This is a genomic window from Kineothrix sp. IPX-CK, assembly GCF_039134705.1.
Classification (GTDB): Bacteria; Bacillota; Clostridia; order Lachnospirales; family Lachnospiraceae; genus Kineothrix; species Kineothrix sedimenti.
The window spans coordinates 3,419,897-3,443,741 of sequence record NZ_CP146256.1 but is presented as its reverse complement, the minus strand read 5'-3'; the positions used below and the strand labels follow the sequence as shown (position 1 = coordinate 3,443,741).

The 23,845-nt window shown below is 46.0% G+C and carries 19 protein-coding genes; 16 read left to right on the top strand and 3 right to left on the bottom strand.

The genetic code is table 11. The annotated features are described in order from the left end of the window. Positions 1-22 precede the first annotated feature (22 nt). The 5 genes from V6984_RS16490 to V6984_RS16470 all read left to right on the top strand — a co-directional run bounded on the left by V6984_RS16490 (position 23) and on the right by V6984_RS16470 (position 6,533). Positions 23-1,426, top strand: coding sequence for an NAD(P)/FAD-dependent oxidoreductase (locus V6984_RS16490; RefSeq protein WP_342756697.1), 1,404 nt, complete (start codon positions 23-25; stop codon positions 1,424-1,426). Between the two features lie 44 nt (positions 1,427-1,470). Beyond that, complete coding sequence (locus V6984_RS16485; RefSeq protein WP_342756696.1) at positions 1,471-2,538, top strand: peptidylprolyl isomerase; 1,068 nt, start codon at positions 1,471-1,473, stop codon at positions 2,536-2,538. A 209-nt stretch (positions 2,539-2,747) separates the two neighbouring features. Then, the gene (gene htpG / locus V6984_RS16480; protein ID WP_342756695.1) at positions 2,748-4,835 is read left to right on the top strand and encodes a molecular chaperone HtpG; all 2,088 of its coding nucleotides are present in this window, start codon (positions 2,748-2,750) and stop codon (positions 4,833-4,835) included. Between the two features lie 147 nt (positions 4,836-4,982). Next, entirely contained in the window at positions 4,983-6,254 is a 1,272-nt protein-coding gene (locus V6984_RS16475) for a peptidoglycan-binding domain-containing protein (RefSeq protein ID WP_342756694.1), read from the top strand. Between the two features lie 27 nt (positions 6,255-6,281). Next, on the top strand, positions 6,282-6,533 hold the full coding sequence (locus V6984_RS16470) for a hypothetical protein (RefSeq protein WP_342756693.1): 252 nt from the start codon (positions 6,282-6,284) through the stop codon (positions 6,531-6,533). Between the two features lie 91 nt (positions 6,534-6,624). On the opposite strand, the gene V6984_RS16465 is transcribed toward V6984_RS16470, so the two are convergent. The 3 genes from V6984_RS16465 to V6984_RS16455 are packed head-to-tail and all read right to left on the bottom strand — an operon-like array spanning position 6,625 to position 8,530. After that, on the bottom strand, positions 6,625-7,467 hold the full coding sequence (locus V6984_RS16465) for a hypothetical protein (protein ID WP_342756692.1): 843 nt from the start codon (positions 7,465-7,467) through the stop codon (positions 6,625-6,627). Next, on the bottom strand, positions 7,461-8,159 hold the full coding sequence (locus V6984_RS16460) for an ABC transporter ATP-binding protein (RefSeq protein WP_342756691.1): 699 nt from the start codon (positions 8,157-8,159) through the stop codon (positions 7,461-7,463). The genes V6984_RS16465 and V6984_RS16460 overlap by 7 nt, the downstream gene beginning before the upstream one ends. A 2-nt stretch (positions 8,160-8,161) precedes the next feature. After that, positions 8,162-8,530, bottom strand: coding sequence for a GntR family transcriptional regulator (locus V6984_RS16455; protein ID WP_342756690.1), 369 nt, complete (start codon positions 8,528-8,530; stop codon positions 8,162-8,164). Positions 8,531-8,799: 269 nt separating this feature from the next. Between V6984_RS16455 and V6984_RS16450 the strand changes: the two genes are divergently transcribed. From V6984_RS16450 to V6984_RS16400, 11 genes are all read left to right on the top strand, one after another. Beyond that, the gene (locus V6984_RS16450; RefSeq protein WP_342756689.1) at positions 8,800-12,381 is read left to right on the top strand and encodes a DUF5717 family protein; all 3,582 of its coding nucleotides are present in this window, start codon (positions 8,800-8,802) and stop codon (positions 12,379-12,381) included. Positions 12,382-12,407: 26 nt separating this feature from the next. Further along, on the top strand, positions 12,408-13,727 hold the full coding sequence (locus tag V6984_RS16445; RefSeq protein ID WP_342756688.1) for a DUF5716 family protein: 1,320 nt from the start codon (positions 12,408-12,410) through the stop codon (positions 13,725-13,727). Between the two features lie 25 nt (positions 13,728-13,752). Beyond that, positions 13,753-14,586, top strand: a complete 834-nt coding sequence (locus V6984_RS16440) for a hypothetical protein (RefSeq protein WP_342756687.1) — start codon at positions 13,753-13,755, stop codon at positions 14,584-14,586. A gap of 12 nt (positions 14,587-14,598) precedes the next feature. After that, positions 14,599-15,789 (top strand): hypothetical protein, encoded by a 1,191-nt coding sequence (locus V6984_RS16435; RefSeq protein WP_342756686.1) that lies wholly within the window; start codon positions 14,599-14,601, stop codon positions 15,787-15,789. A gap of 187 nt (positions 15,790-15,976) precedes the next feature. Next, positions 15,977-16,762, top strand: coding sequence for an amino acid ABC transporter substrate-binding protein (locus V6984_RS16430; RefSeq protein ID WP_342756685.1), 786 nt, complete (start codon positions 15,977-15,979; stop codon positions 16,760-16,762). Between the two features lie 112 nt (positions 16,763-16,874). Beyond that, the gene (locus V6984_RS16425) at positions 16,875-17,525 is read left to right on the top strand and encodes an amino acid ABC transporter permease (protein WP_342756684.1); all 651 of its coding nucleotides are present in this window, start codon (positions 16,875-16,877) and stop codon (positions 17,523-17,525) included. Positions 17,526-17,543: 18 nt separating this feature from the next. Further along, positions 17,544-18,299, top strand: coding sequence for an amino acid ABC transporter ATP-binding protein (locus V6984_RS16420; RefSeq protein WP_342756683.1), 756 nt, complete (start codon positions 17,544-17,546; stop codon positions 18,297-18,299). 158 nt (positions 18,300-18,457) lie between these two features. Next, entirely contained in the window at positions 18,458-19,162 is a 705-nt protein-coding gene (gene purC, locus V6984_RS16415; RefSeq protein ID WP_342756682.1) for a phosphoribosylaminoimidazolesuccinocarboxamide synthase, read from the top strand. 61 nt (positions 19,163-19,223) lie between these two features. Further along, positions 19,224-20,648: an amidophosphoribosyltransferase gene (gene purF / locus V6984_RS16410; protein WP_342760031.1), complete on the top strand. Its 1,425-nt coding sequence runs from the start codon at positions 19,224-19,226 to the stop codon at positions 20,646-20,648. Between the two features lie 20 nt (positions 20,649-20,668). Further along, on the top strand, positions 20,669-22,102 hold the full coding sequence (gene purB / locus V6984_RS16405) for an adenylosuccinate lyase (protein ID WP_342756681.1): 1,434 nt from the start codon (positions 20,669-20,671) through the stop codon (positions 22,100-22,102). A 93-nt stretch (positions 22,103-22,195) separates the two neighbouring features. Continuing rightward, positions 22,196-23,599 carry an amidophosphoribosyltransferase gene (locus V6984_RS16400; protein WP_342756680.1) on the top strand — a complete coding sequence of 468 codons (1,404 nt, stop codon included), beginning with the start codon at positions 22,196-22,198 and terminating at the stop codon, positions 23,597-23,599. Positions 23,600-23,845 lie beyond the last annotated feature (246 nt).

Below are 23,845 nucleotides of genomic sequence, written 5' to 3'. Positions count from 1 at the left end.
TAGGAAGTATGAGGTATAGCAAATGGAAAAAGATTATGATGTGATTATAATAGGCGCCGGCCCGGGGGGAATTTTCTGCGCTTATGAGCTGATTAATAAAAATAAGGACTTAAAGGTTCTGGTGGTGGAAAAGGGGCGCTCTATCGAGAAGAGAAACTGCCCCAAGCGTGTGACCAAGCAGTGCGTAGGGTGTAAGCCTTGCTCCATTACAACAGGCTTTGCGGGTGCGGGAGCATTTTCCGATGGAAAGCTGTCTTTATCTCCTGATGTGGGCGGCAATCTTCCGGCCATTCTGGGTTATGACGAGACGCTGAAACTTATCGGAGAATCGGACAGGGTTTACCTGGAATTCGGTGCGGATGAAAGCGTGTACGGCGCGGACAAGGAAAAAGAGATCCGTAAAATAAGAAGAAAAGCCATCAATGCGAATTTAAAGCTGATAGAGTGTCCGATCCGTCACCTTGGCACGGAGGAGGGGTATAAGATTTATTCCAAGCTGCAGCACCATCTGGAGAAGGAAGGTGTCCATCTGATGTTCAATACGATGGTGGAACAGATTCTCATAGAGGAGGGCAAGGCGGTAGGAATCGTCACCGATAAGGGTGAATCCTATTATGCGAGGGAAATCGTTTCGGCTGTAGGCCGGGAGGGTGCGGACTGGTTCAAGGACAAGTGCGATGAGATCGGCATCGAAACGACCCCTGGAACGGTGGATATCGGTGTTCGCGTGGAAGTACGCGACGAAGTGATGCAGTTTTTGAACGAGAATCTGTACGAAGCCAAGTTGGTTTTATATACACCTACCTTCGATGACAAGGTGAGGACCTTCTGTACAAATCCCTCAGGAGAAGTTGCGACGGAATATTATGAGGGCGGACTTGCAGTGGTAAACGGACATGCATATAAATCGAAAGAATTTAAGACTAACAATACGAACTTTGCCATTCTCGTATCCAAGAATTTTACGAAGCCTTTCAAGACTCCTATCGAATACGGCAAGCAGATTGCACAGTTGTCCAATATGCTCTGTGGCGGGAGGATTATGGTACAGACTTTCGGAGATTTCAAACGGGGCAGGAGGACTACCGAGGAGAGGCTTTGCAGAAACAACTTGATTCCTACGCTGAAGGATGCGGTGCCGGGAGATTTGTCACTGGTATTCCCCCACAGAATCATGGTGGATATTCAAGAGATGCTGGAAGCGCTGGATAAGGTGACTCCGGGAATCGCTTCGGATGAGACTCTGCTTTACGGCGTAGAGGTGAAATTCTATTCCAATAAGGTAGTAGTGGATAAGAACTTTGAAACGAGCGTGAAGGGGCTTCGCGCTATCGGCGACGGGGCCGGTGTGACGCGCGGATTACAGCAGGCCTCGGCCAATGGAATCAGTGTGGCAAGAAGTATATTGAAGGGAATGGAAATATAGAGGTGTTTGAACGTAATAAAAGGACATTAAAGATAAGAAGAAGGATGAGTGAAAAACAATCATGGAAACGGGCAGCGGCAGTACTTCTGATGATATGTCTTGCCGGACTGGCCAGCGCCTGCGGCAATAAGGATGAGAATGGAACGAAGGTCGTTCTGACTACCGGTTTTAGCAAGGACGAGATATTTCGCATAGAGACAATTTCCTGCAAGCTGCCTGAAATCATGGTGTATCTTACCAATTCACAGAACCAGTACGAAGGAGTTTTCGGCTCCAGTATATGGGACGCGGATATCGAGGGAACGACCTTGGAGCAGAATGTGAAGGATACCGCTTTGGCGCGTATTGCCCAGATCAAGACGATGAATCTTCTGGCGGAGCAGCACGGAGTGGAGCTGTCGGAGCAGGAGATGGAGCAGGTGGCGGAAGCGGCCGGAATATATTATAATTCCCTCAATGATAAAGAAAAGGAATTGATGGGGGTGACGGAAGAGACGATCTCCACTCTATATTCCGAATATGCGCTGGCGAACAAGGTTTACAGCTATATCATCAAGGATATCAATCCTGAAATCAGTGACGATGAGGCGAGAACGATTACTGTTCAGCATATTCTGATCAAAACATATGCGCTGGATGGAACAGGAGCAAAAATTGAATATACGCAGACAGCCAAGGACGATGCTTATGCGAAAGCGCAGGAGGTTCTAAAGCTCGCGCAGGAGGGAACCGATTTCGAGGAGCTGATCGAGAAATACAGCGAAGACAACAAGGGGACATATTCCTTCGGCAAAGGGGATATGGAGAAAAGCTTCGAGGATGCGGCGTTCAATCTGGAGACAGGAGAGATCAGCAGCATCGTAGAAACAGAATATGGATACCATATCATTAAATGTATAAGCACCTTCAACCGTGAAGAGACCGATGCGAATAAGGTGAAAATCGTAGAGGAGCGCAAGACGGAGGTGTTCGGTCAGGAATACGATACCTTTGTCGGCACGCTGACGAGGAATCTGAACGAAAGCCTTTGGAACAGCGTGACATTCATTCATGATCCTGAGGTAAAGACCTCCAGCTTTTTTGACATATACGGGCAGTATTTTAAAGAATAGGTCTCAGTTTACAAAAATTTTATAAATGCGCGAAACGGCTTGTATGCTGAATAAAACGCGGGTTATTAGCACTCATTTTTATTGAGTGCTAATTTCCTCTTGACTTTTTTTGACGAGAGAATTAAAATTTCAATATGCGGCCGGGAGAGAGGATTTTGCCGGTCAAAATAGTTTAAAAATGAACAGATCAGAAAGGAAAGTGACTTTTTATGGCAGCAAAACACGGTAGTTTATCAATCAATAGCGATAATATTTTCCCGATTATCAAGAAATGGCTGTATTCCGATCATGATATTTTTATGAGGGAACTTATTTCTAACGGATGTGATGCGATTACTAAGCTGAAGAAGTTGGAGATGATGGGGGAATGTACTTTGCCTGGCGATTATAAGGCAAAGATACAGATATTGGTGAATCCCGAAGAAAAGACTTTGAAATTTATCGATAACGGTATAGGAATGACGGCCGAAGAGGTAGAAGAATACATCAACCAGATCGCTTTTTCCGGCGCGACGGACTTTTTTGAAAAATATAAGGATAAGACGAATGAGGACCAGATCATCGGACATTTCGGTTTGGGCTTTTATTCTGCGTTCATGGTGGCGGATCAGGTTCATATCGATACCCTTTCTTATAAAGAGGGCGCCGTTCCCGTTCACTGGGAATGCGACGGCGGTACGGAATTCGATATGGAAGAGGGAACGAGAACAGAAGTAGGTACGGAGATTACTTTGTTTATCAACGAAGACTGCCTCGAGTTCTGCAACGAATATAAGGCGAGGGAGATTATCAAGAAATACTGTTCCTTCATGCCTACGGAAATTTACCTGTCAAAAGAAAATACTACCGAAACCCAGATCATCAAAGCTGACGAAAAGTTGGATACGGACACCGTATTGGAAGAAATCGTCAAGGAAAAGGAAGAGGATGAGCAGAAGCTTAAAATTGCCAAAAGGCCGGAGCTTCTGAACGAGACCAACCCTCTTTGGGCAAGACATCCCAATGAGTGTACAAAAGAGGAATATCTGGAATTCTACCGCAAGGTATTTCAGGATTACAAGGAGCCGTTGTTCTGGATACATCTGAATATGGATTATCCCTTTAATTTAAAGGGAATTCTCTATTTCCCGAAGATCAACACGGAATATGAATCCATCGAGGGCACCATTAAACTATACAATAACCAGGTATTTATCGCGGATAATATCAAGGAGGTCATTCCGGAGTTTCTGCTTTTATTAAAGGGCGTGATCGATTCTCCGGACTTGCCGCTTAACGTTTCCAGAAGCGCGCTTCAAAACGACGGCTTCGTGAAGAAGATTTCCGACTACATCACGAAGAAGGTTGCGGATAAGCTGGCTGGAATGTGCAAGACGGATAAAGAAGAATATGAAAAGTATTGGGATGATATCAGCCCGTTCATCAAATTTGGCTGTTTAAAAGACGACAAATTCTGTGAAAAGATGACGGATTACATTCTCTTTAAGGATTTGGACGGAAAGTACCTGACTCTGCCCGAGTGTCTGGAGGTCAACAAAATAGACACAGAGGATGCCGTAGATGAGAATGGCGACAAGGTGGAAGCCGAAGTTGTAGACGAAGACGGCAATAAGGCGGAGACCGATATCTTAGACGAAGATGGTAACGTAGTGGATGAAAACGCCGATACGGAAGAAGAGAAGAAAGAAAAAATCATCTACTATGTAACGGATGAAAAGCAGCAGAGCCAGTACATCAATATGTTTAAGAATGCAAAAATGGACGCTGTCATTTTGACACATAACATCGATCAGCCCTTTATCTCCCAGCTGGAAGCGAAAAATGAAGGAATCAAGTTCCAGCGTATCGATGCGGATATCACGGATACGCTCAGGGCGAAGACTTCCAAAAAAGCGGAAAAAGAAATGGAAGAGCAGGCTGAGGATATAGCGAAGATCATGAAGAAGGCCTTGAAAAAGGACGCCCTGACCGTGAAGATAGAAAAGCTGAAAAACAAAAAGATTTCTTCCATGGTTACGATATCTGAGGAAAGCAGGCGTATGCAGGATATGATGAAGATGTATTCCATGCCGGGTATGGATATGGGTATGTTCGGCAAGGAAGGAGAAACTCTGATTCTTAATGCGAACCATCCTTTGGTGCAGTATGTGCTGGATAACAAAGAGGGTGATAATGTAAAGATGATCTGCGAGCAGCTCTATGATTTGGCGATGATTCAGAACGCGCCTCTCGAACCGGAAGCGATGACTAAATTTATTGTGAGAAGCAATGACATCATGATGCTTCTTACGAAATAATTGAAAACAGTATGATTCATTGATCGGGAAAAGCACCTGCAAGGGCTTTTCCCGATTTTAATAGGATGAGCAGAGCAGATTAAAATATTTCACAAGCGGCCGCTTTTTGGCATATAATGAGATAAAAGAATAGGTAGAGGTATTTCTATGCCTGTAAATATTATACATTCAGCGCAGCAGGGGCCGCTAAACAATACGTATGCCGGGGGGTTGAAAGTAAGCGTGACCTCCACGCTGGGACCGCTCCCCGTTCAGGGCGCTACAGTTTCGATTTCATATACCGGAATGAGCGATTCCATTATAGAAACTTTGGATACGGATGAATCGGGACAAACCGAAGAGATAGAACTTCCGGCACCTCCGCTGGAATATAGCCTGGAACCGGAAAGCAACCGCCCTTATTCCGAGTATGACATTCAAGTAAATGCACCCGGATATGAGCCTATTTTAATAGCGGGAACCCAGATATTACCGGATACTTTGGCATTACAGCCGATCGAGATGATTCCTGTGGACATTGAAGGAACGGAAGAGGAGATAGTAATTCCTTACCATACCTTGTACGGAGAATATCCGCCTAAAATACCGGAGGATGAAATTAAGCCGATGGCTGAAACGGGGGAAATTGTACTTAGCAGGGTGGTAATTCCTGAGTTCGTGGTTGTCCATGACGGCGTACCTTCCGACTCTTCCGCCCCGAATTATTACGTCAGATATAAAGACTATATCAAGAACGTAGCTTCTTCCGAAATCTATGCTACATGGCCGGAAAGTTCGATTTACGCGAATATTTTATGTATTATGTCGGTGACGCTCAACAGAGTATATACCGAGTGGTACAGGAATCAGGGCTATAATTTTACAATTACGTCATCTACTGCCTATGATCAAAAGTGGATGAAGGGAAGAAATATCTATGATAATATCGATTATCTTGTAGATACTGTTTTCGCCAATTATTTATCCCGGCCCGGGGTCAGACAGCCGATCTTCACTTCTTTTTGTGACGGCAGCCGCGTGACCTGCAACGGACTTAGCCAGTGGGGGTCGAAGTATTTGGGAGATGAAGGATATACGGCGATTGAAATAATCCATAATTATTTTGGAAATGATATGTATATCAATACAGCGGAAAGCGTTGCGGGTGTGCCGGCCTCGTGGCCGGGATACAATTTGACGGTCGGTTCCAGCGGGGAGTCTGTGCTTCAGATCCAGCAGCAATTGAACCGCATAGGGCAGAATTATCCTGCGATACCGGGGATAACGGCGGATGGGATTTATGGGCCGCAGACGGCCGAGGCGGTAAGGATATTTCAGGGAATTTTCAACATTCCGCAATCGGGGATCGTGGATTATCCTACGTGGTATCAGATATCCAATATTTATGTGGGTGTAACGCGGATGGGAGAACCGGGGTAGAACCACGGATGGAAAAAAGAAAGGAGTATGGACGGAAGGATGAAAAGGAGCAGAAGAGGTAAAAGGAACATGATGTGGTGGAAGAGCCTGGATAAGGGGATCAGTCAGGCGATTAAGAGCCGGCAGAAGGTAGGAGCGGCAAAGCAGAAGATTCGTTTGAAGGCGGTGAAAGAGAGGCAGAAGAAGGTAGAAAAGAGTATAGATAAGGCGGTCTTCGCTGTCTGCTCCGTGATTTGTCTGATTGCTGCCTGGATTGAGGTGAAGGAAAGACGGAAATAATAGAGTCTGAGGATATGTAAAAAAAGAACGGCTGCAATGCCGTTCTCTTTTTTGAAGAAATCCTCACTCATAGAGCAATTTATTTAGCAAATTAATCCAGATTCAATCTTCTTCTCATCATATATTCCGTCAGGAGGTATAAGAGCGCTCCTATGATGATTGAAAGGATGACCGAGCCGATAAGCATCAGCTTTACCATCGCCCCCACATCTGACGGCGTCATAGCAGCAGCGGCATACGGTTCGGAGATGAGGCCTAATAGCGGGATGTTCATCAGCATGGAGGAACCGAACTGCACGATAACATATTCCGCTACATACCAAATGACCGCACCGGCCACCTTATGCTTAGTGAACATCTGGCCGAGGGATATGGCAGAATATGTCATGAAGATGGAGAAAAAGGTATTAACGATCATTATTAGAATGACGAATAATGCGAAGACGAATAAATTCATCCCAAAAGCCTCTTCCACTACCGGGAGGACATCCCGCTGTAATTCCTGCCATACGGTTACGAACTCATCGGTATTGATGTAGTCCTTCATTGCAGCGAAAAGGATGAAAAAAACGCTGATACATATAACGATTCCTGTTATGATGCTCCATATTACGCTGACGAACAGCTTGGAAAAAATAATATCTCTGGGAGCTACCGGAAGGGTATGGGTAAGATAGCCTTCGTCCGTATATACATTCTTATAAAAACGTATGGCGATATACACGGCAACTGCGATAGCGCCCGCCATAATAGCCAAATAGTAGAACATAATCGCAAATACCATCAGGGTATCCATGATTTCGAAGTTTAATTCCCAAAAGGGCGAAATCAAGGAAATAGCTCCTATAAGGGTTATGATAAGAAGAAAAACATTAATGGCTGCAGGAACCTTCCAGAAGGATCTCCATTCGTATTTAAATAATTTTCCTAACATGCGAATACCTCCCTGAAATAAGAGTCTATGGACCTGCCATATTTCTCCCTGATCTGATCTACCGGCAAATGAGAAAGAACCTGCCCGTCGCGGATAAAAATGACTTCATCCAGAATATTCTCGATGTCGGAAATCAAATGGGTGGAAAGCAGTATGCTCGCATTCTCATTGTAATTGCTTATGATCGTCTTTAAAATATAATCTCTGGCAGCAGGATCTACGCCCGCAATGGGTTCATCCAGGATATACAGATCCGCATTGCGGCTCATGACAAGGATGAGCTGAACCTTTTCCTTGGTGCCCTTGGATAGGGTCTTTAACCTTGCTCCAAAGGGAATATTCAGCGATTGCAGCATGGTAAATGCTGCGTTTCTATTGAAATCCTCATAAAAATCGCAGAAGTAATCTACGATATCGCATACCCTCATACCGTCCTGAAGGTAAGTTCTTTCCGGCAGATAGGCTACTCTCGCCTTGGTCTGGATTCCCGGAGCAAATCCGTTTATCGTTATGCTTCCTGCGGTGGGCGTCAAAAGACCGTTCATCATCTTGATAAGAGTGCTCTTTCCGCTTCCGTTAGGCCCCAAAAGACCTATGATCTTCCCCCGCGGTATCATGAGATTCATATTGTTTACCGCCAGCGTCTTGCCGTAACTTTTGGTTAATCCTCTGATTTCGGCTAAAAATTCCATATTTACTCCCCCTCTTTGGCTGTTTTTTCGATGAGATCCAAAATCTCTTTTTCCGAATAGCCTAGTTCCTTCATCATCTGAAAAAAATTCTTAATACATTCTTCGGCCAAGTGTGCCTGCGTCTGCTTGATCAATTCGATGTCCTCCGTTACGGTGCGTCCGCTCGTTCTCTGTGTTACAATTAAACCATTTCTTTCCAGTTCGGCAAAAGCTTTCTGCATTGTATTAGGATTGACGCTTGCTTCCGCTGCCAGTTCTCTGACGCTTGGAAGCCGATTGCCGGCTTTGTACCGGCCTGAAATAATCTGCGTTTGTATTATTTCAACGAGTTGTGCGTAAATGGGCTTATCTGCATTTAATATCCACGCCATGTGATCCTTCCCTTCTCTAAATATTATTGGACAGCAGTTCTGTTATATAGTCATTTGTACTACTGTATTACTTTATTAATACAATAATATTAAATTCTTGTTTTGTCAATATATAAAATTAATTAGATTGATTTTGCTGTGACAAATAAGAAAGACACCAATATCGCAAAGCTAAAATTGCGTTTTCGTGCGGTTGCTAAAAGGGGCTTCTTAATGGTATAATTTAATAATGTAAAATTGGTGCGGGGTGAAATAATTTGAGGAAGGTAATGGACGATTTATTAGAGGGTAGATTTGATTATGAGAAGCCGGAATACAATCAGGAAAATCACGATAGCGGCGTTTTAGACTTTTCATCCTTAAGTCTGGAGCTTTTCCTGAACAAAGGGGAGACGGCAGAGGGGTCCTTTATCATAACGGGACCTGCGGACAAGCTTATGGAAGGGTGTATATATTCCTCGGAGCTTAGGATGGAATCCTTAAGCAAAGAGTTTATCGGGGTGAAAGAAGAGATCATGTACCGATTTCGCTCGGAGGGGATGAAGGAAGGGGACGTTCTTACCGGGCAGTTCTCCATCATATCCAATTACGGGGAGTATGAGCTTCCATACCGTATTGAGATTGTGTCCGCTACCGTGACGTCAAGTCTCGGTGATATCAAGAACATGTTCCACTTCGCCAATTTGGCCAAGGCAAACTGGGCGGAGGCGGTGAAACTGTTTTATTCCAGGGAATTTGAACGGTTATTTACGGACGGCAACGACAGACAGTATTATGGTGCCTATAAAGGGCTTTCGGCAGCATACGGCAATGAACAGAACGTGGAGGAATTTCTTCTTGAAATAAATAAGAAACAGAAGGTGGAGTATATCCTGAGCGAGACCGAGGTCTGTATTGAGGACCCTTATGATATTTCGGAGCACAGCCTTACGATTACACGAAACGGCTGGGGACATACTTTTTTAAATATTGGGACGGAGGGCGATTTTCTTACTTCCGAGAAGAAAATGATATCGGACGATGAATTTCTGGGGAATTCTTTCTGCCTGAGCTATTATATAGACAGTGAAAAGCTGCACGCCGGACGCAATTACGGCGCGATACATATATTCAACTCCTGCGTAAGCTTTACGATACCGGTCCTGATTGTTCGTAATATGGAGCATAAGAGGGCACTTGGAATCCGCAGGGAGAAGAAGAATTTACTTTTAAAGCTGATGAAATATTATGATTCCTTCCGCGTGAAAAAGATGAATGCGCGGACATGGATGGCAGAGACGGAGAAGCTGGTGGAACGGCTTGCGGTGCTCGATGAAAAGGACATACAGACAAGACTGTTCCGGGTACAGCTTCTTATTACACAAGAGCGCTTTAATGAGGCGCAGTGGCAGCTGGAGCGAATCCAATCGGAAATTCGGGAAAACAACTGTACTCCCGAAATCTACTGCTATTACCTGTATTTAACTACGCTGCACAGCGGGGAGGCCTCCTATGTGGAAGAGGTGTCAAGGCGTGTGGAGCAGATATATTATGATAATCAGGATAATTGGAGAATTGCATGGCTGATGCTGTATCTGGCAGAAGAGTATGGCAAGAGCCCTTCCAGGCGTTGGCTGATGCTGGAGGAGCAGTACAACCGGGGGGGAAGGAGCCCGGTGCTGTATGTGGAGGCATGGCACCTATTGGAGCTTAATCCCACACTCCTTTTGAAGCTGGGTCCTTTTGAAATTCAGGTGCTGGGCTACGCCGCGAAACGGGGACTTTTGACGCAGGACCTGATTTTACAGGTGAGGTATCTTGCGTTGAAATTGAAGGTCTATTCAGAAAGGGTCTACTGTGTATTAGACTCCTGCTATGAGAAATTTCCGGATAAGGAGACGCTGCAGGTTATCTGTACGCTGTTAATAAAGGGTAATAAGACACAGAGCCGTTATTTCAAATGGTATCGACTGGGCGTAGAGAAGGAACTTCGCATTACGAAGCTCTATGAATATTATATGATGGCACTGCCTGAAGATTATGACGAGACCCTGCCTAAGATAATTCTCATGTACTTTGCTTACCACAGCGAATTGGATTACGAAAAGAACGCTTTTTTGTATTCCTATGTATATAAAAGGAGGGAAGAGCAGCCGGAGATATATTTGAATTACTGCGAGCGCATCGAGCGGTTCGTTTTGGATCAGATACATAAAGGGCGGATGAATAAGGATCTCGCTTATTTGTATAAGAATACGATCACGTCCCGCATGGTAAATGAAGAGGTGGCGCAGAAGCTGGCCTATCTTATTTTCAAGAACCACTTGACTACGGAAAATAAAGATATCAGACAAGTGATTGTAAGCTACTGCGTCAGCAGGAAGGAATATAAATATCCGGTAAGTGAGGACGGAGCGTGGGTGCCTCTTTACGGGAGCGACTATAAACTGCTTTTGGAAGATAAGGAGGGGAACAGATATTGTGCCAGCGTGCCGTTTCAGGTAGAAGCGATGATGCCGCCGGATAAGCTGCTGCCTGTGATCAGTCCGTATGTGACGGAGCATATGGGTCTTGCCCTGCATATATGTGCAGGGGATAAGGACTTTGTGGAGATTACGCAGGCAAATGAAAGATGGTTCCGGTATATTGCCGCTAATGCCCACATGGCCGAACGTGTCAAGGGCGAAGTAAGGCTCAAGCTGGTACATTATTATTACGAGCAGGACTATATGCGGGAATTAGACGACTATCTGGAGGAGCTGCAGCCGGAGGTCATGGAGGAGCGGGAGAGAAATGAAATCCTTCATCTTATGGTTATTCGGGGAATGTACGATAAGGCCTTTGAATGGGTAAAACGCTTCGGTGCAGAGGGAATAGAGACAAAGACCATTGTCCGCTTGTGCAGCCGCCTCATATCCCGGGATGGCTTTTTGGAGGATACGGCCCTGACCTACTGCGTTTACTATGCGTTTCAGAAGGGGAAATACGACGGGAACCTGATCACCTATCTGGCCTATTTCTACAACGGGCTGCTGCGGCAGCTGAGGGATATATGGAAAGCTGCGACGGCCTTTGAGGCGGAAACCTACGAGCTATGCGAAAGGATTCTCGTGCAGATGCTGTTTGCCGGTTCCTTCGTGGGAGAGCGGATGGAAATCTTCAAAGACTACGTATCGGGTGGAGCGAAGGCTCAGGTAGAAAATGCGGTTCTTTCCCAGTGTGCCTACGATTATTTTGTAAGGGACAAGCTGCCGGACGAGTTCATTTTTACGGATACCGTCAGAGTTTACGATAGAGGCGAGAAGATTCATAAGGTATGCAAGCTGGCATTTTTGAAATATTATGCTGAGAATAAGCAGGATGGCACGCCGAAGATAAACTCTGTAATCAAAAGGTTTCTATACGATATGCTGGATGAAAATATTTATTTTTCCTTTTTTAAAGAGTATACGAAGCAAATCCCGATTATGAAGCAGTTTGCGGATAAGACTATGATTGAGTATAAGGTCAGACAGGGAAGGAAGGCAATTATCCACTATATCGTGGAAAAAGGAGAGTTCACGGAAAAAGAATATAGAAAAGAAGAAATGCGGGATATGTACGGCGGCGTGTGTGTGAAGGCTTTCGTCTTATTCTTCGGGGAAAAACTTCAATATTATATTACGGAAGAAGGCGATGGCAAGGAGCAGCTTACGGAAAGCGCTTCCATCAGTAAGAGCGATATTTTACAGGAGGAGGCGGAGGACAGATTCAGCATGATAAACGACATCGTAGTGGGAAAGACGCTTCAGGATTACAATACGGTGGATTGTCTGTTAGAAGAGTATTACAGGAAGGAGTATATGACCTCGCAGGTATTTAAGATGCGCTGATATGCGGGGATATAGGGGTTTTATGAATGATGCTTTTGGAGAAAACAGAAGGAATTCTTAAAAAGAACAGCAGAAGAATAGCTATCGGATATGACCTGTGTGATTCCTATGCGCAAATCAGCTATTGCTTCCCGGACTCGAAGGAGCCTGAGACGCTTGCTGTGGTAACAGGAACGGAGCAATTCAATATCCCCTTGGTGCTTTGCAAGAAAAACGGGGTAAACCAATGGTTCTACGGCAGAGAAGCTCTTAAATTCGCCGGTGAGGGCGAGGGCGTATTGGTAAAGGACCTTCTAAGTCTTGCAAGAGAAGGGGAGCCGGTGGAAATCGATGGGGACAGCTTTGATTCGGTTGCCCTTCTCACCTTATTCATTAAGCGGAGCATGTCCGCTTTAGGGATGATAGCGCCGCCGGAATATTTAGAGGGAATCATGTTTACCGCAGATGATCTGGATAAGCGGATGGTGGACGTGTTTTCCAGGGTAGCTGCGAATCTGCATTTGAAAACGGACAAGATCTTTTTTCAGAGCCATGTGGAAAGTTTCTATTATTATACTGTTTATCAGCCAGAGGAGCTGTGGACTTACGAGGTGCTGCTGTGCGACTATGACAACCGGCGGATGAAAGTATATGCCCTTAACAGCAACAGGAAGACTACGCCGGTGGTGATGTACATCGACATCGAGCAGTATGAGCAGATGAGGCGCAGGGAGCCGGAAGCCTTAACTGAGATGGAGGAAACGGAAAAGCACCTGTTAGATATGCAGTTTCTCGACATTGTGAAGGAAAAGTGCAAGGATAGGATCATATCCTGTGCCTATCTGATCGGAGACGGCTACAAAGAGGATTGGGCATCGGAATCGCTCAAATATCTTTGTATGGGCAGGCGTGTGTTCATGGGAAACAACCTCTACGGCAAGGGGGCCTGCTACGGGATAAGGGAGAAGCTGGGATGGAGTGAGGCGGGGAAGAATTATGCCTTTCTCGGTTTGGATAAGCTTAAGGCAAACATTGGGATGAAAGTGCTGCGAAAGGGGCTGGATTCCTATTTCGCGGTTATGGATGCCGGAGTCAACTGGTTTGAAGCGGGGAAAGAATATGATGTGATATTGGAGGATGGCAGCGACATATCCATTATTCTCACCCCCCTTAACGGTAAGGAAGCACGAGAGATTCACATGACGCTGGAGGGGATTCCGGAGAGGCCTAAGCGGACGACAAGACTTCGCATTGCGATGGAGATGACTTCGGAGAATCAAGTGAACATAAGGGTGAAGGATATGGGATTCGGAGAGCTTTTTCCTTCTTCCGGCGGAGAATGGGTGAAGACATTCGACATGGTGTAATTACAAAAGCGGAAGGAGAAGGACCTTGGGAAAAGTATTACTTTGTATAGGAAAATATGCGAAAGCGCCGTATTTCATGGAAAAGGCATACGTCAATGTCTATTCCGCAGAGGAGTTATGTTATTGTCTCATGCAGAACATCCATCTGGTCGACAGAGAAATCATGGACGAGAAGCTGGTGGACTGGCTGGCTAAGGAGTGCGGGCTGGAGGAACTGTCACAGCGCCTTTTACGCATGCTGAAGGAAGAATGTTCCGTCAGCGATTTTATAGAATGTATTCTGGACTTCGTAGGTTATGGCGAGAGGGAAGAAATCGCGCATATAAAAGAGGACTTAAAAAGCGGAATCGGACTTAGTATGTACGAGAAGAAAAAAGTGAGGGCAGATTATTTTGCACAAAACGGCAAATATATACTCGCGCTGAAAAGCTACGATATTTTGCTGGAAGAGCTCCCGGAATCGGAGAGGGAGCTGAAGGCCAAGGTATATCATAACAGAGGTACGGTTTACGCGTTTTTTTTCCAATTCGCACAGGCGGCAGAAAGCTTTAAACAGGCATATGAATGCGACGGTGCCGAGGAATCCTATCTGGGATACCTGGCAGCCAGCCGCATGGAGATGAACGAGACGGAATACGTGGATTTTATTGCCGGACAGGAAGGGGATTATGGACTGTCTTTAAAGGTGGAGGAGCTGTTTCAGGAGGCCAGGAGTCAGTTCGACACTACCGAAAAAAGCAGAATGCTTTTTACCTTAAAAGTTTGCAAAGAAGAGAAGAATTCAGTATCCTATTATGAGGAAATTGAGCGCATAACAGGTGAGTTGAAGGAACAGTACAGAGTAAATGTTTCGGAATAGCGAAGGAGAATTATGGGACTGATCAAGAATAACAAATTATTTCAGAAGGTTTGGGGCCGAAAGGCAAAAAGGGACGTAAGACCAGAGGAATACGAAGAGGCGAACTGGATGGAACTGGAATACGACAGAAAGTCGATCCAGGTACATGACAGCGGACAGAGACAGGAATATATCAAGGGCTTTACGGATCAGATCGCTGATGCGAAGCAGGAGCTTGAGAATCTGAACATGGAATACAATACGGTCACCTCCTACTTAAAAGATATGGAGGAGATCGAAGCTCTTCCTGAGGAAGAAATGCGGGAGCTTAAGGCCAGTGCAGAGAAAATCGATAAGCTGGAGAGCCAGCGGGGTGTCTATCTGGGAAAAAAGAATCGCATGAGCGATGAGCGGTTCCATCAGGTGGAAAGGATAGAGAAGGAAGCGGAGGAAGCCTGCCGCAAGCTCGAGTCCGCCGAGGAGGACCAGAATCGCATCAAGCAGGATATGTTTCGTCTGGACGGGGAAAAGCATGCTTATCTGTATAGAAAAGACGAGCTGAGGAACATGATAGCGGATTCCAAGGGAATCGCAATTATCTGCGGCGGGGCATTTATCGTATGTTTTGCAGCTCTTCTCATATTGCAATACGCCATGGATATGGATACCCAGCTGGGCTTTTTGCTGGCAGCAGGCATGGCGGCTCTTGTCATAACCCTTCTTTATCTGCGGCATGCGGAAGCCGTTAAGGAGCTTAAGAAAGTGGAAGCCGGCATTAACCGGATTATCCAGCTGCAAAATAGAGTAAAGATACGGTATGTGAACAATACGAACCTTTTGGATTATTTATATTTGAAATATCAGGTATCCAGCGCCAGAGAGATGAACACTCTATGGGAGAAATATAAGGTGGAGAAGGAAGAACGCTTAAGCTACAGACAGGCGGAGCTTGAGCTCGAGGACAGCCAGCAGGAGCTGTTAAACATTCTGAAATGCTACCAGATCAAGGATCCGGCTATCTGGCTTCATCAGACGGCAGCGCTTCTGGACAGCAAGGAAATGGTGGAAATACGGCATAACCTGATCATACGGAGACAGTCGCTGCGCCGCCGTATGGATTATAATAAAGAGGTAATCATAGCAGGAGCCCAAAATGCGATAAAGGATATGGCGGACAGTTATCCGCAGTATGCTGAGGAAATCATGGCACTGACGGATAAATAGCAACGATATTTAACTTATGGAAATGTTTTGTTCTTGACAGTAAAAGCGGGGCATGATACTATGACAGCGTGCTGACAGTTTAGCAAGATGCAGTGTGACCATGATGCAGTGCGATTGAGAAAAAGTGAAGCGCGTTAGAAACAACCATCGATTGTTATAAAATTGAGACAGATGAGGAGAACATAGTATGAAAAAGGCGATTGCACTATTAAGCGCGGCGATTATGGCTGCGGGCGTGCTTACGGCATGCGGCGGAAGCGATTCGGAAAAAACTTTTACTGTAGGATTCGATGCGGAATTCCCCCCTTACGGTTATATGGATGAGAATGGTGAATACATAGGCTTTGATTTGGACCTTGCAAAAGAGGTATGTGAGCGCAACGGCTGGACCTTCGTAGCGCAGCCCATCGACTGGGATTCCAAGGATATGGAATTATCCTCCGGTTCCATCGACTGTATTTGGAACGGATTTACGATTCAGGGACGGGAAGATGCTTATACATGGTCGGTACCTTATGTTGATAACAGCCAGGTGTTCGTAGTGGCTGCAGACTCCGGTATTACTTCTCAGGCTGACCTTGCCGGAAAAGTAGTGGGAGTACAGAAGGATTCCTCAGCCCTTGCAGCGCTGACGGGAGATGCTTCCGGCCTGGCGGCTACCTTTGCGGAGCTTCAGCAGTACGGTGACTACAACGTAGCCTTTATGGATCTGGAGCAGAATGCGATAGACGCCCTTGCCATCGATATCGGCGTAGCGAATTATCAGATCAGCTCCCGGGGCGATAGCTTTGTAATTCTCGATGAGCAGCTGGCTTCCGAGCAGTACGGAGTCGGATTTAAGCTGGGTAATGAGGAGCTTAGGGATAAGGTGCAGAAAACCTTGTTAGAAATGGCCGACGACGGAACTTTTATGGAAATTGCGGAAAAATACTCTGATTTCGGTTTGACGGAGAGTATTTGCATAGGAAAGTAACCTGAGGTAACAAAAGTCATTTATAAAAAACCGCTGCAATACAATATATTCGGCAGCGGTTTTTTGGTTTTTATGGTATTTTATATATAGGGCAGAAAATGGGAGGCATTATATGAGCTTGGCAACAATCGTGTCACAACTTTTTAAGGGAATGGGAATAACGGTAGAAATCTTTTTTCTGACGCTGTTATTTTCTTTGCCGTTAGGGCTTGTCCTTTCTTTTGGAAGGATGTCCAAAAACGGAGTATTGAAAAGCGTCAGTAAATTTTACATATCAGTTATGCGAGGCACTCCTTTGATGTTACAATTGATTGTTGTATATTTCGCACCCTTTTATGTGTTCGGGCTGAAAATATCCTCCGGCTACCGATTTATGGCGGTGATCATTGCTTTCGTACTGAACTATGCGGCTTATTTTGCGGAAATCTATCGCTCCGGTATCGAGTCCATGCCGATAGGGCAATACGAAGCGGCGAAGGTATTGGGCTATACGAAAGCCCAGACGTTTTTTAGAATTATACTGCCTCAGGTAATGAAGCGGATATTGCCGCCGGTTACCAATGAAACGATTACGCTTGTGAAGGATACGTCTCTTGCGTTCGTGCTTGCGGAAACGGAGATGTTTACCATTGCGAAGCAGATCGCGGCCAAGGAGACGAGCATCATGCCTTTGATGGCAGCGGGACTTTTCTATTATTTGTTCAATTTAATTGTTGCCAGCTTCATGGAGTATTTGGAGAAGAAGCTGAACTATTACAGATAGAAAGGAGGGTGAAAGGAAATGAATCTGCTTGAAATCAATCATATGAAAAAAGGATTTGATGGTACGGGGGTGCTAGAAGATATTTCTTTGTCGGTAAAGGAAGGGGAAGTGGTGTCTATTATCGGCCCTTCAGGCTCGGGGAAATCCACTTTGCTTCGCTGTGCGACTATGCTGGAGAAGATGGACGGCGGGGAACTGAAATATATGGGCGAAGCAGCCGCATGGGAGGAAAACGGAAGATGCGTATACGCTGGGAAGCAAAAGCTTAAGGAGATACATAAGCATTTCGGCTTGGTATTCCAGAGCTTCAATCTCTTTCCTCATTACAGCGTAATGAAGAATATTACGGATGCGCCCATAAGTGTGGACAAGATTTCCAGGAAGGAAGCGGAGGAACGGGCGCTTAAGCTATTGAAACAGCTTGGGCTTGAAGACAAAAAAGATGCGTATCCCTATCAGCTTTCCGGAGGGCAGCAGCAGAGGGTTTCCATTGCCCGCGCATTGGCGCTGCAGCCTAAGATCCTGTTTTTCGATGAGCCAACCTCGGCGCTAGACCCGGAGCTTACCGGGGAGGTACTAAGGGTCATTAAGGAGCTGGCGAAGGAGCATATGACGATGATCATCGTGACTCATGAGATGCAGTTTGCCAAAGAGCTGTCGGACCGCATTATCTTCATGGAGCAGGGGTTGATACAGCAGGAGGGAACTCCGGAGGAAATCTTTACCGCCCCCAATGAGCGCGTTAGGGAATTTATAGGAAAATTTACTGCATAATCCCTTTTTTTTCGGCACAATGGAAAAAATGAAGCAGGGAAAGACGGCGGTATTGATTTATAAAATTAACTGGTATATACTTCATAGTGATGATTTTTGTATTTTAGTATACAATAATATTGTGCTTTTATGCCTGATGCGGCAGAACGGAGGAAAAAATGAAGAAATTGGAACAGCTTTACGAAGGAAAAGCAAAAAAGGTGTTTGCAACAAACGATCCGGATATCGTAATCGTGGATTATAAGGACGATGCCACAGCTTTTAACGGCGAGAAAAAGGGAACGATTGTAGGAAAAGGCGTTATTAACAACAAGATGACGAACCATGTTTTCAAGCTTTTGGAAAAGGAAGGCGTACCGACTCATTTCGTAGAAGAACTGAGCGATAGGGAAACGGCGGTAAAAAAAGTAGAAATCGTTCCGCTTGAAGTGATTATCCGTAATGTGGCAGCAGGAAGCTTTTCCAAGAGACTGGGCGTTCCGGAGGGAACTCCGTTCAAAGAGCCGACCATCGAATTCAGCTATAAGAACGATGACCTCGGAGATCCGCTGATCAACAGCTATTTTGCGGTTGTTTTGGATCTGGCTACATGGGAGGAAATCGAAATTATCGAAAAATACGCGTTTAAGGTAAACGAAGTGCTGAAAGCATATTTCCTTCAGGCAGATATTAAGTTGATAGATTTTAAAATAGAATTCGGCCGTTATCATGGAGAAATCCTTCTGGCCGATGAAACATCGCCGGATACATGCAGGCTTTGGGACGTTCACACAGGCGAAAAGCTGGACAAGGACCGTTTCCGCAGGGATATGGGGAATGTAGAGGAAGCATACAACGAAGTATTCAAACGTTTGGGGTTATAAAGAGATGCTAAAAAGACTGAGCGAAGTAGAGACAGAAGCGGATTTGGAAAATATCTCCGTTATGGAGGAGCCGGACAAGCTAAAGGAAGAATGCGGCGTATTCGGTATGTATGATTTTGCAGGAGGAGACGTGTCGTCTGCCATTTATTACGGGCTTTTGGCGCTCCAGCACAGAGGACAGGAGAGCTGCGGTATTGCGGTCAGCGATACCAAGGGACCCAAAGGCAAGGTGTTGAGTGCAAAAGAAATGGGACTGGTAAACGAATCCTTCACTCCTGAAACGCTGGAAAAGCTAAAAGGCGATATCGGCGTAGGGCACGTACGTTATTCCACAGCGGGAAGCAGCACGAGAGAGAATGCACAGCCGTTAGTGCTTAACTATGTGAAGGGAACCTTAGGCTTAGCCCATAACGGCAACCTGATCAATGCGCCCGAGCTTCGGCATGAACTGGAGTATACCGGCGCTATTTTCCAGACCACCATCGATTCGGAGGTCATCGCCTACCATATTGCCAGAGAACGCTTGAACACGGACACGGTAGAAGCCGCCGTAGGGCGGGCTATGCAGAAAATCAAAGGAGCTTATTCTCTGGTGATCATGTCGCCGAGAAAGCTTATCGGGGCGAGAGACCCCTTTGGCTTTCGGCCTCTTTGCATCGGAAAGAGAGACGACGCTTATGTACTGGCTTCCGAGACGTGTGCGCTGGATACGATAGGAGCACAGTACATCCGCGATGTGCTTCCGGGAGAAGTTGTCACGATTTCCCCTGAAAAAGGTATCGAGTCCGATACCAGCATGTGCGCAGGGGAAAAAGAGCATGCCAGATGCGTCTTCGAATATATTTATTTCGCAAGGCCGGACAGTTACATTGACGGAGTCAGCGTATACAATTCCAGAATACTGGCGGGCAAATTCCTCGCTATGGATTCTCCGGTAGACGCAGACCTTGTGGTAGGGGTGCCGGAGTCAGGGAACTGTGCTGCTTTGGGGTATTCCCTGCAATCGGGTATCCCTTACGGACAGGCATTCGTTAAGAATTCCTACGTCGGCCGTACGTTTATTAAGCCTAAGCAGAAAAACCGGGAAAGCAGTGTGCAGGTTAAGCTGAACGCTTTGAAGGAAGCGGTTTCCGGAAAGCGGGTCATCATGATTGATGATTCCATTGTCCGTGGAACGACCTCCGACCGGATCGTGCGCATGCTAAGGGATGCAGGAGCGAAAGAGGTGCATATGCGGGTGAGCTCGCCGCCCTTTTTATGGCCCTGCTACTTTGGAACGGATGTACCGGCCAGAGAGCAGTTGATTGCTTATAGCCGCTCCATAGAAGATATCAGTGAAGTGATAGGTGCGGATTCGCTGGCATATTTAAAAGAAGAGAGATTGGAAGAAATGGTAAGCGGCCTCGGCATCTGCAAAGGCTGTTTCACCGGAACATATCCTCTCGTTCCTCCAACGGAGGATATTAGAGGGGATTATGACAGGTAAAGAGAAAAAGGAGAAGCGGTATGAGTACAGACAGGTATCAGAGCCCTCTTTCGGAGCGTTACGCGAGCAAAGAGATGCAGTATATTTTTTCGCCTGATATGAAATTCAGGACATGGAGAAGGCTGTGGATCGCGTTGGCGGAGACGGAGAAGGAGCTGGGACTCAATATCTCTCAGGAACAAATCGACGAGCTGAAGGCCCATGCGGAGGACATCAATTACGATGTTGCCAGGGAGAGGGAAAAAGAGGTGCGCCATGACGTTATGAGCCATGTATATGCTTACGGCGTGCAGTGCCCGGGGGCAAAGGGAATCATTCATCTCGGCGCCACTTCCTGCTACGTAGGGGACAATACGGATATTATCGTTATGACGCAGGCGCTTAAGCTGGTGAAAAAGAAGCTGATAAACGTGATGAAGGAGCTTTCGGATTTTGCTGACAAATATAAGGCTCAGCCTACCCTGGCATTTACTCATTTTCAGCCCGCCCAGCCTACTACGGTAGGAAAACGTGCGACGCTTTGGCTTCAAGAGTTTTGTCTGGATATTGAGGACTTAGACCATGCTCTTTCTCATATGAAGCTGCTGGGGTCCAAGGGAACCACCGGAACACAGGCTTCTTTTCTTGAGCTTTTTGACGGCGATCAGGAGAAAATCGATAAGATAGACCCGCTGATAGCGAGGAAAATGGGCTTTGCGGAATGCTATCCCGTATCGGGACAGACCTATTCCAGAAAGGTGGATACGAGAGTGGTCAACGTGCTGGCAGGCATTGCGGCAAGCGCTCATAAGATGTCTAACGATATTCGTCTGTTACAGCATTTGAAAGAAATAGAGGAGCCTTTTGAAAAGAGTCAGATCGGCTCGTCAGCCATGGCATATAAGAGAAATCCCATGAGGAGTGAGAGGATAGCTTCTCTGGCCAGATACGTGATGGTGGATGCGCTGAACCCGGCTATTACCTCCGCTACCCAGTGGTTTGAAAGAACACTGGATGATTCCGCAAATAAAAGACTTTCTATCCCGGAAGGATTTCTTGCGGTAGATGGAATTCTCGATTTGTGCCTGAATGTGGTAGACGGCCTTGTCGTATATCCGAAGGTGATCGAAAAGAGACTCATGAGTGAGCTTCCTTTCATGGCTACGGAAAACATCATGATGGACGCTGTGAAAGCGGGAGGAGACAGACAGGAGCTGCATGAGAGGATCCGCACGCTTTCTATGGAGGCCGGAAAGAATGTGAAAGAAGAGGGCAGGGATAACAACTTGTTAGAGCTGATTGCGGCAGATCCGGCATTCAATATGACCCTCGAGGACTTGCAGAAGACTATGGATCCGACCAGATATGTGGGACGTTCCAAGGAGCAGGTGGAGGCGTTTCTTGCGGCTGTGATCGCGCCGGTTTTGGAAGAGAATAAGGAGCTGCTGGGCGTAAAGGCAGAAATAAACGTATAAATTATCGGGGTGCATGAGCGTATTTTTAAGGCCGTAAGGCTTTAAGGATACGCTTTTTATACAGAAATATGTGGAATAGTAGGGAGAGCTGTTATGGGTGGATTTTTTGGAGTTGCATCGAAAAGTGATTGCATGTTCGATTTGTTTTTTGGAACGGACTATCACTCTCATCTGGGAACGAGGCGGGCCGGTATGGCGGTGTACGGAAAAAAAGGCTTTGACCGTTCGATTCACAACATTGAAAACGCGCCGTTTCGCACGAAATTCGATAAGGAAGTGAATGAAATGAGCGGCTGTATGGGTATCGGCTGTATTTCCGACTATGAGCCCCAGCCGCTGATCGTGCGTTCCCACCACGGTACCTATGCTATCGAGACGGTTGGAAAAATAAACAATATGGATGAACTCGTGGAGAAGATTTTCGCCACCGGACATTCTCATTTCCTCGAGATGAGCGGAGGGGATATCAATGCGACGGAGCTGGTCGCAGCGGTAATCAACGAGAAAGATAATCTGGCGGAAGGCATAAGGTACGCGCAGGAAATCATAGACGGCTCCATGACCATGCTGATTATGACGCCCAAGGGAATCTATGCTGCCAGAGATCGTCTGGGAAGGACGCCTGTTTCCATCGGGAAGAAAGAAGACGCTTACTGTATCTCTTTTGAAAGCTTCGCTTATTTGAATCTGGGCTATATCGAAGAGAAGGAATTAGGCCCCGGAGAAATCGTGATCGTCACACCGGAGGGAGTGCATACTCTCGCTGCTCCGGGTAAGGATATGAAGATATGTACCTTTCTATGGGTATATTACGGATACCCTTCCTCCTCCTATGAAGGAATCAGCGTAGAAGAGATGAGATATAACTGCGGTGCACTGTTAGCCAGACGCGATGATGTGAAGCCTGACATCGTGGCGGGAGTGCCGGATTCAGGAACGGCGCATGCCATCGGTTATTCCAATGCATCGGGAATTCCCTTTTCCAGACCCTTTATTAAATATACCCCTACGTGGCCGCGTTCCTTTATGCCCACGATTCAGAGCCAGAGGAACTTAATCGCGAAGATGAAGCTGATTCCCGTGCACGATTTGATTCAGGACAAAAGTCTGCTTCTTATCGACGATTCCATAGTCCGCGGCACCCAGCTTAGGGAGACAACAGAATTTTTATATCAGAGCGGTGCCAAGGAGGTACACATCCGACCTGCATGTCCGCCTCTTCTGTATGGCTGTAAGTATTTGAACTTTTCCCGTTCCACTTCGGAAATGGACTTAATTACAAGACGGGTTATCAGTGATTTGGAGAGAGAGGGCAGATTTACGGACCTGAGCGCCTATTCCAATCCTGAGACGGAGGAATATAAGGAGATGCTCGGGCGGATTAGTAAGGAGCTGAATTTTACATCCCTCCGGTATCACAGACTGGATGATATGATAGAGGCGGTTGGTATCGATAAGTGTAAACTGTGCACCTATTGCTGGGATGGGAAGGAATAAGGAAGTTAAGGGGACTTACCAAAACGGGCCGGACTATTTGAACAGGCATTTAATATAAGCATAGATTATGTTACTCATAAATAATATTGATTTTATTTATGAGTAATTTTATTGTATAATTATAAAGTATCCGGGAGGAGTAAAGATTGCTACACCCGGCATACTAGTGTGCATAATTAGACTGATTTGCAGCACTCTCAGTCTAAGGAGGAACGAGACTGCACATTTTATGGAACAAGGGAAAAT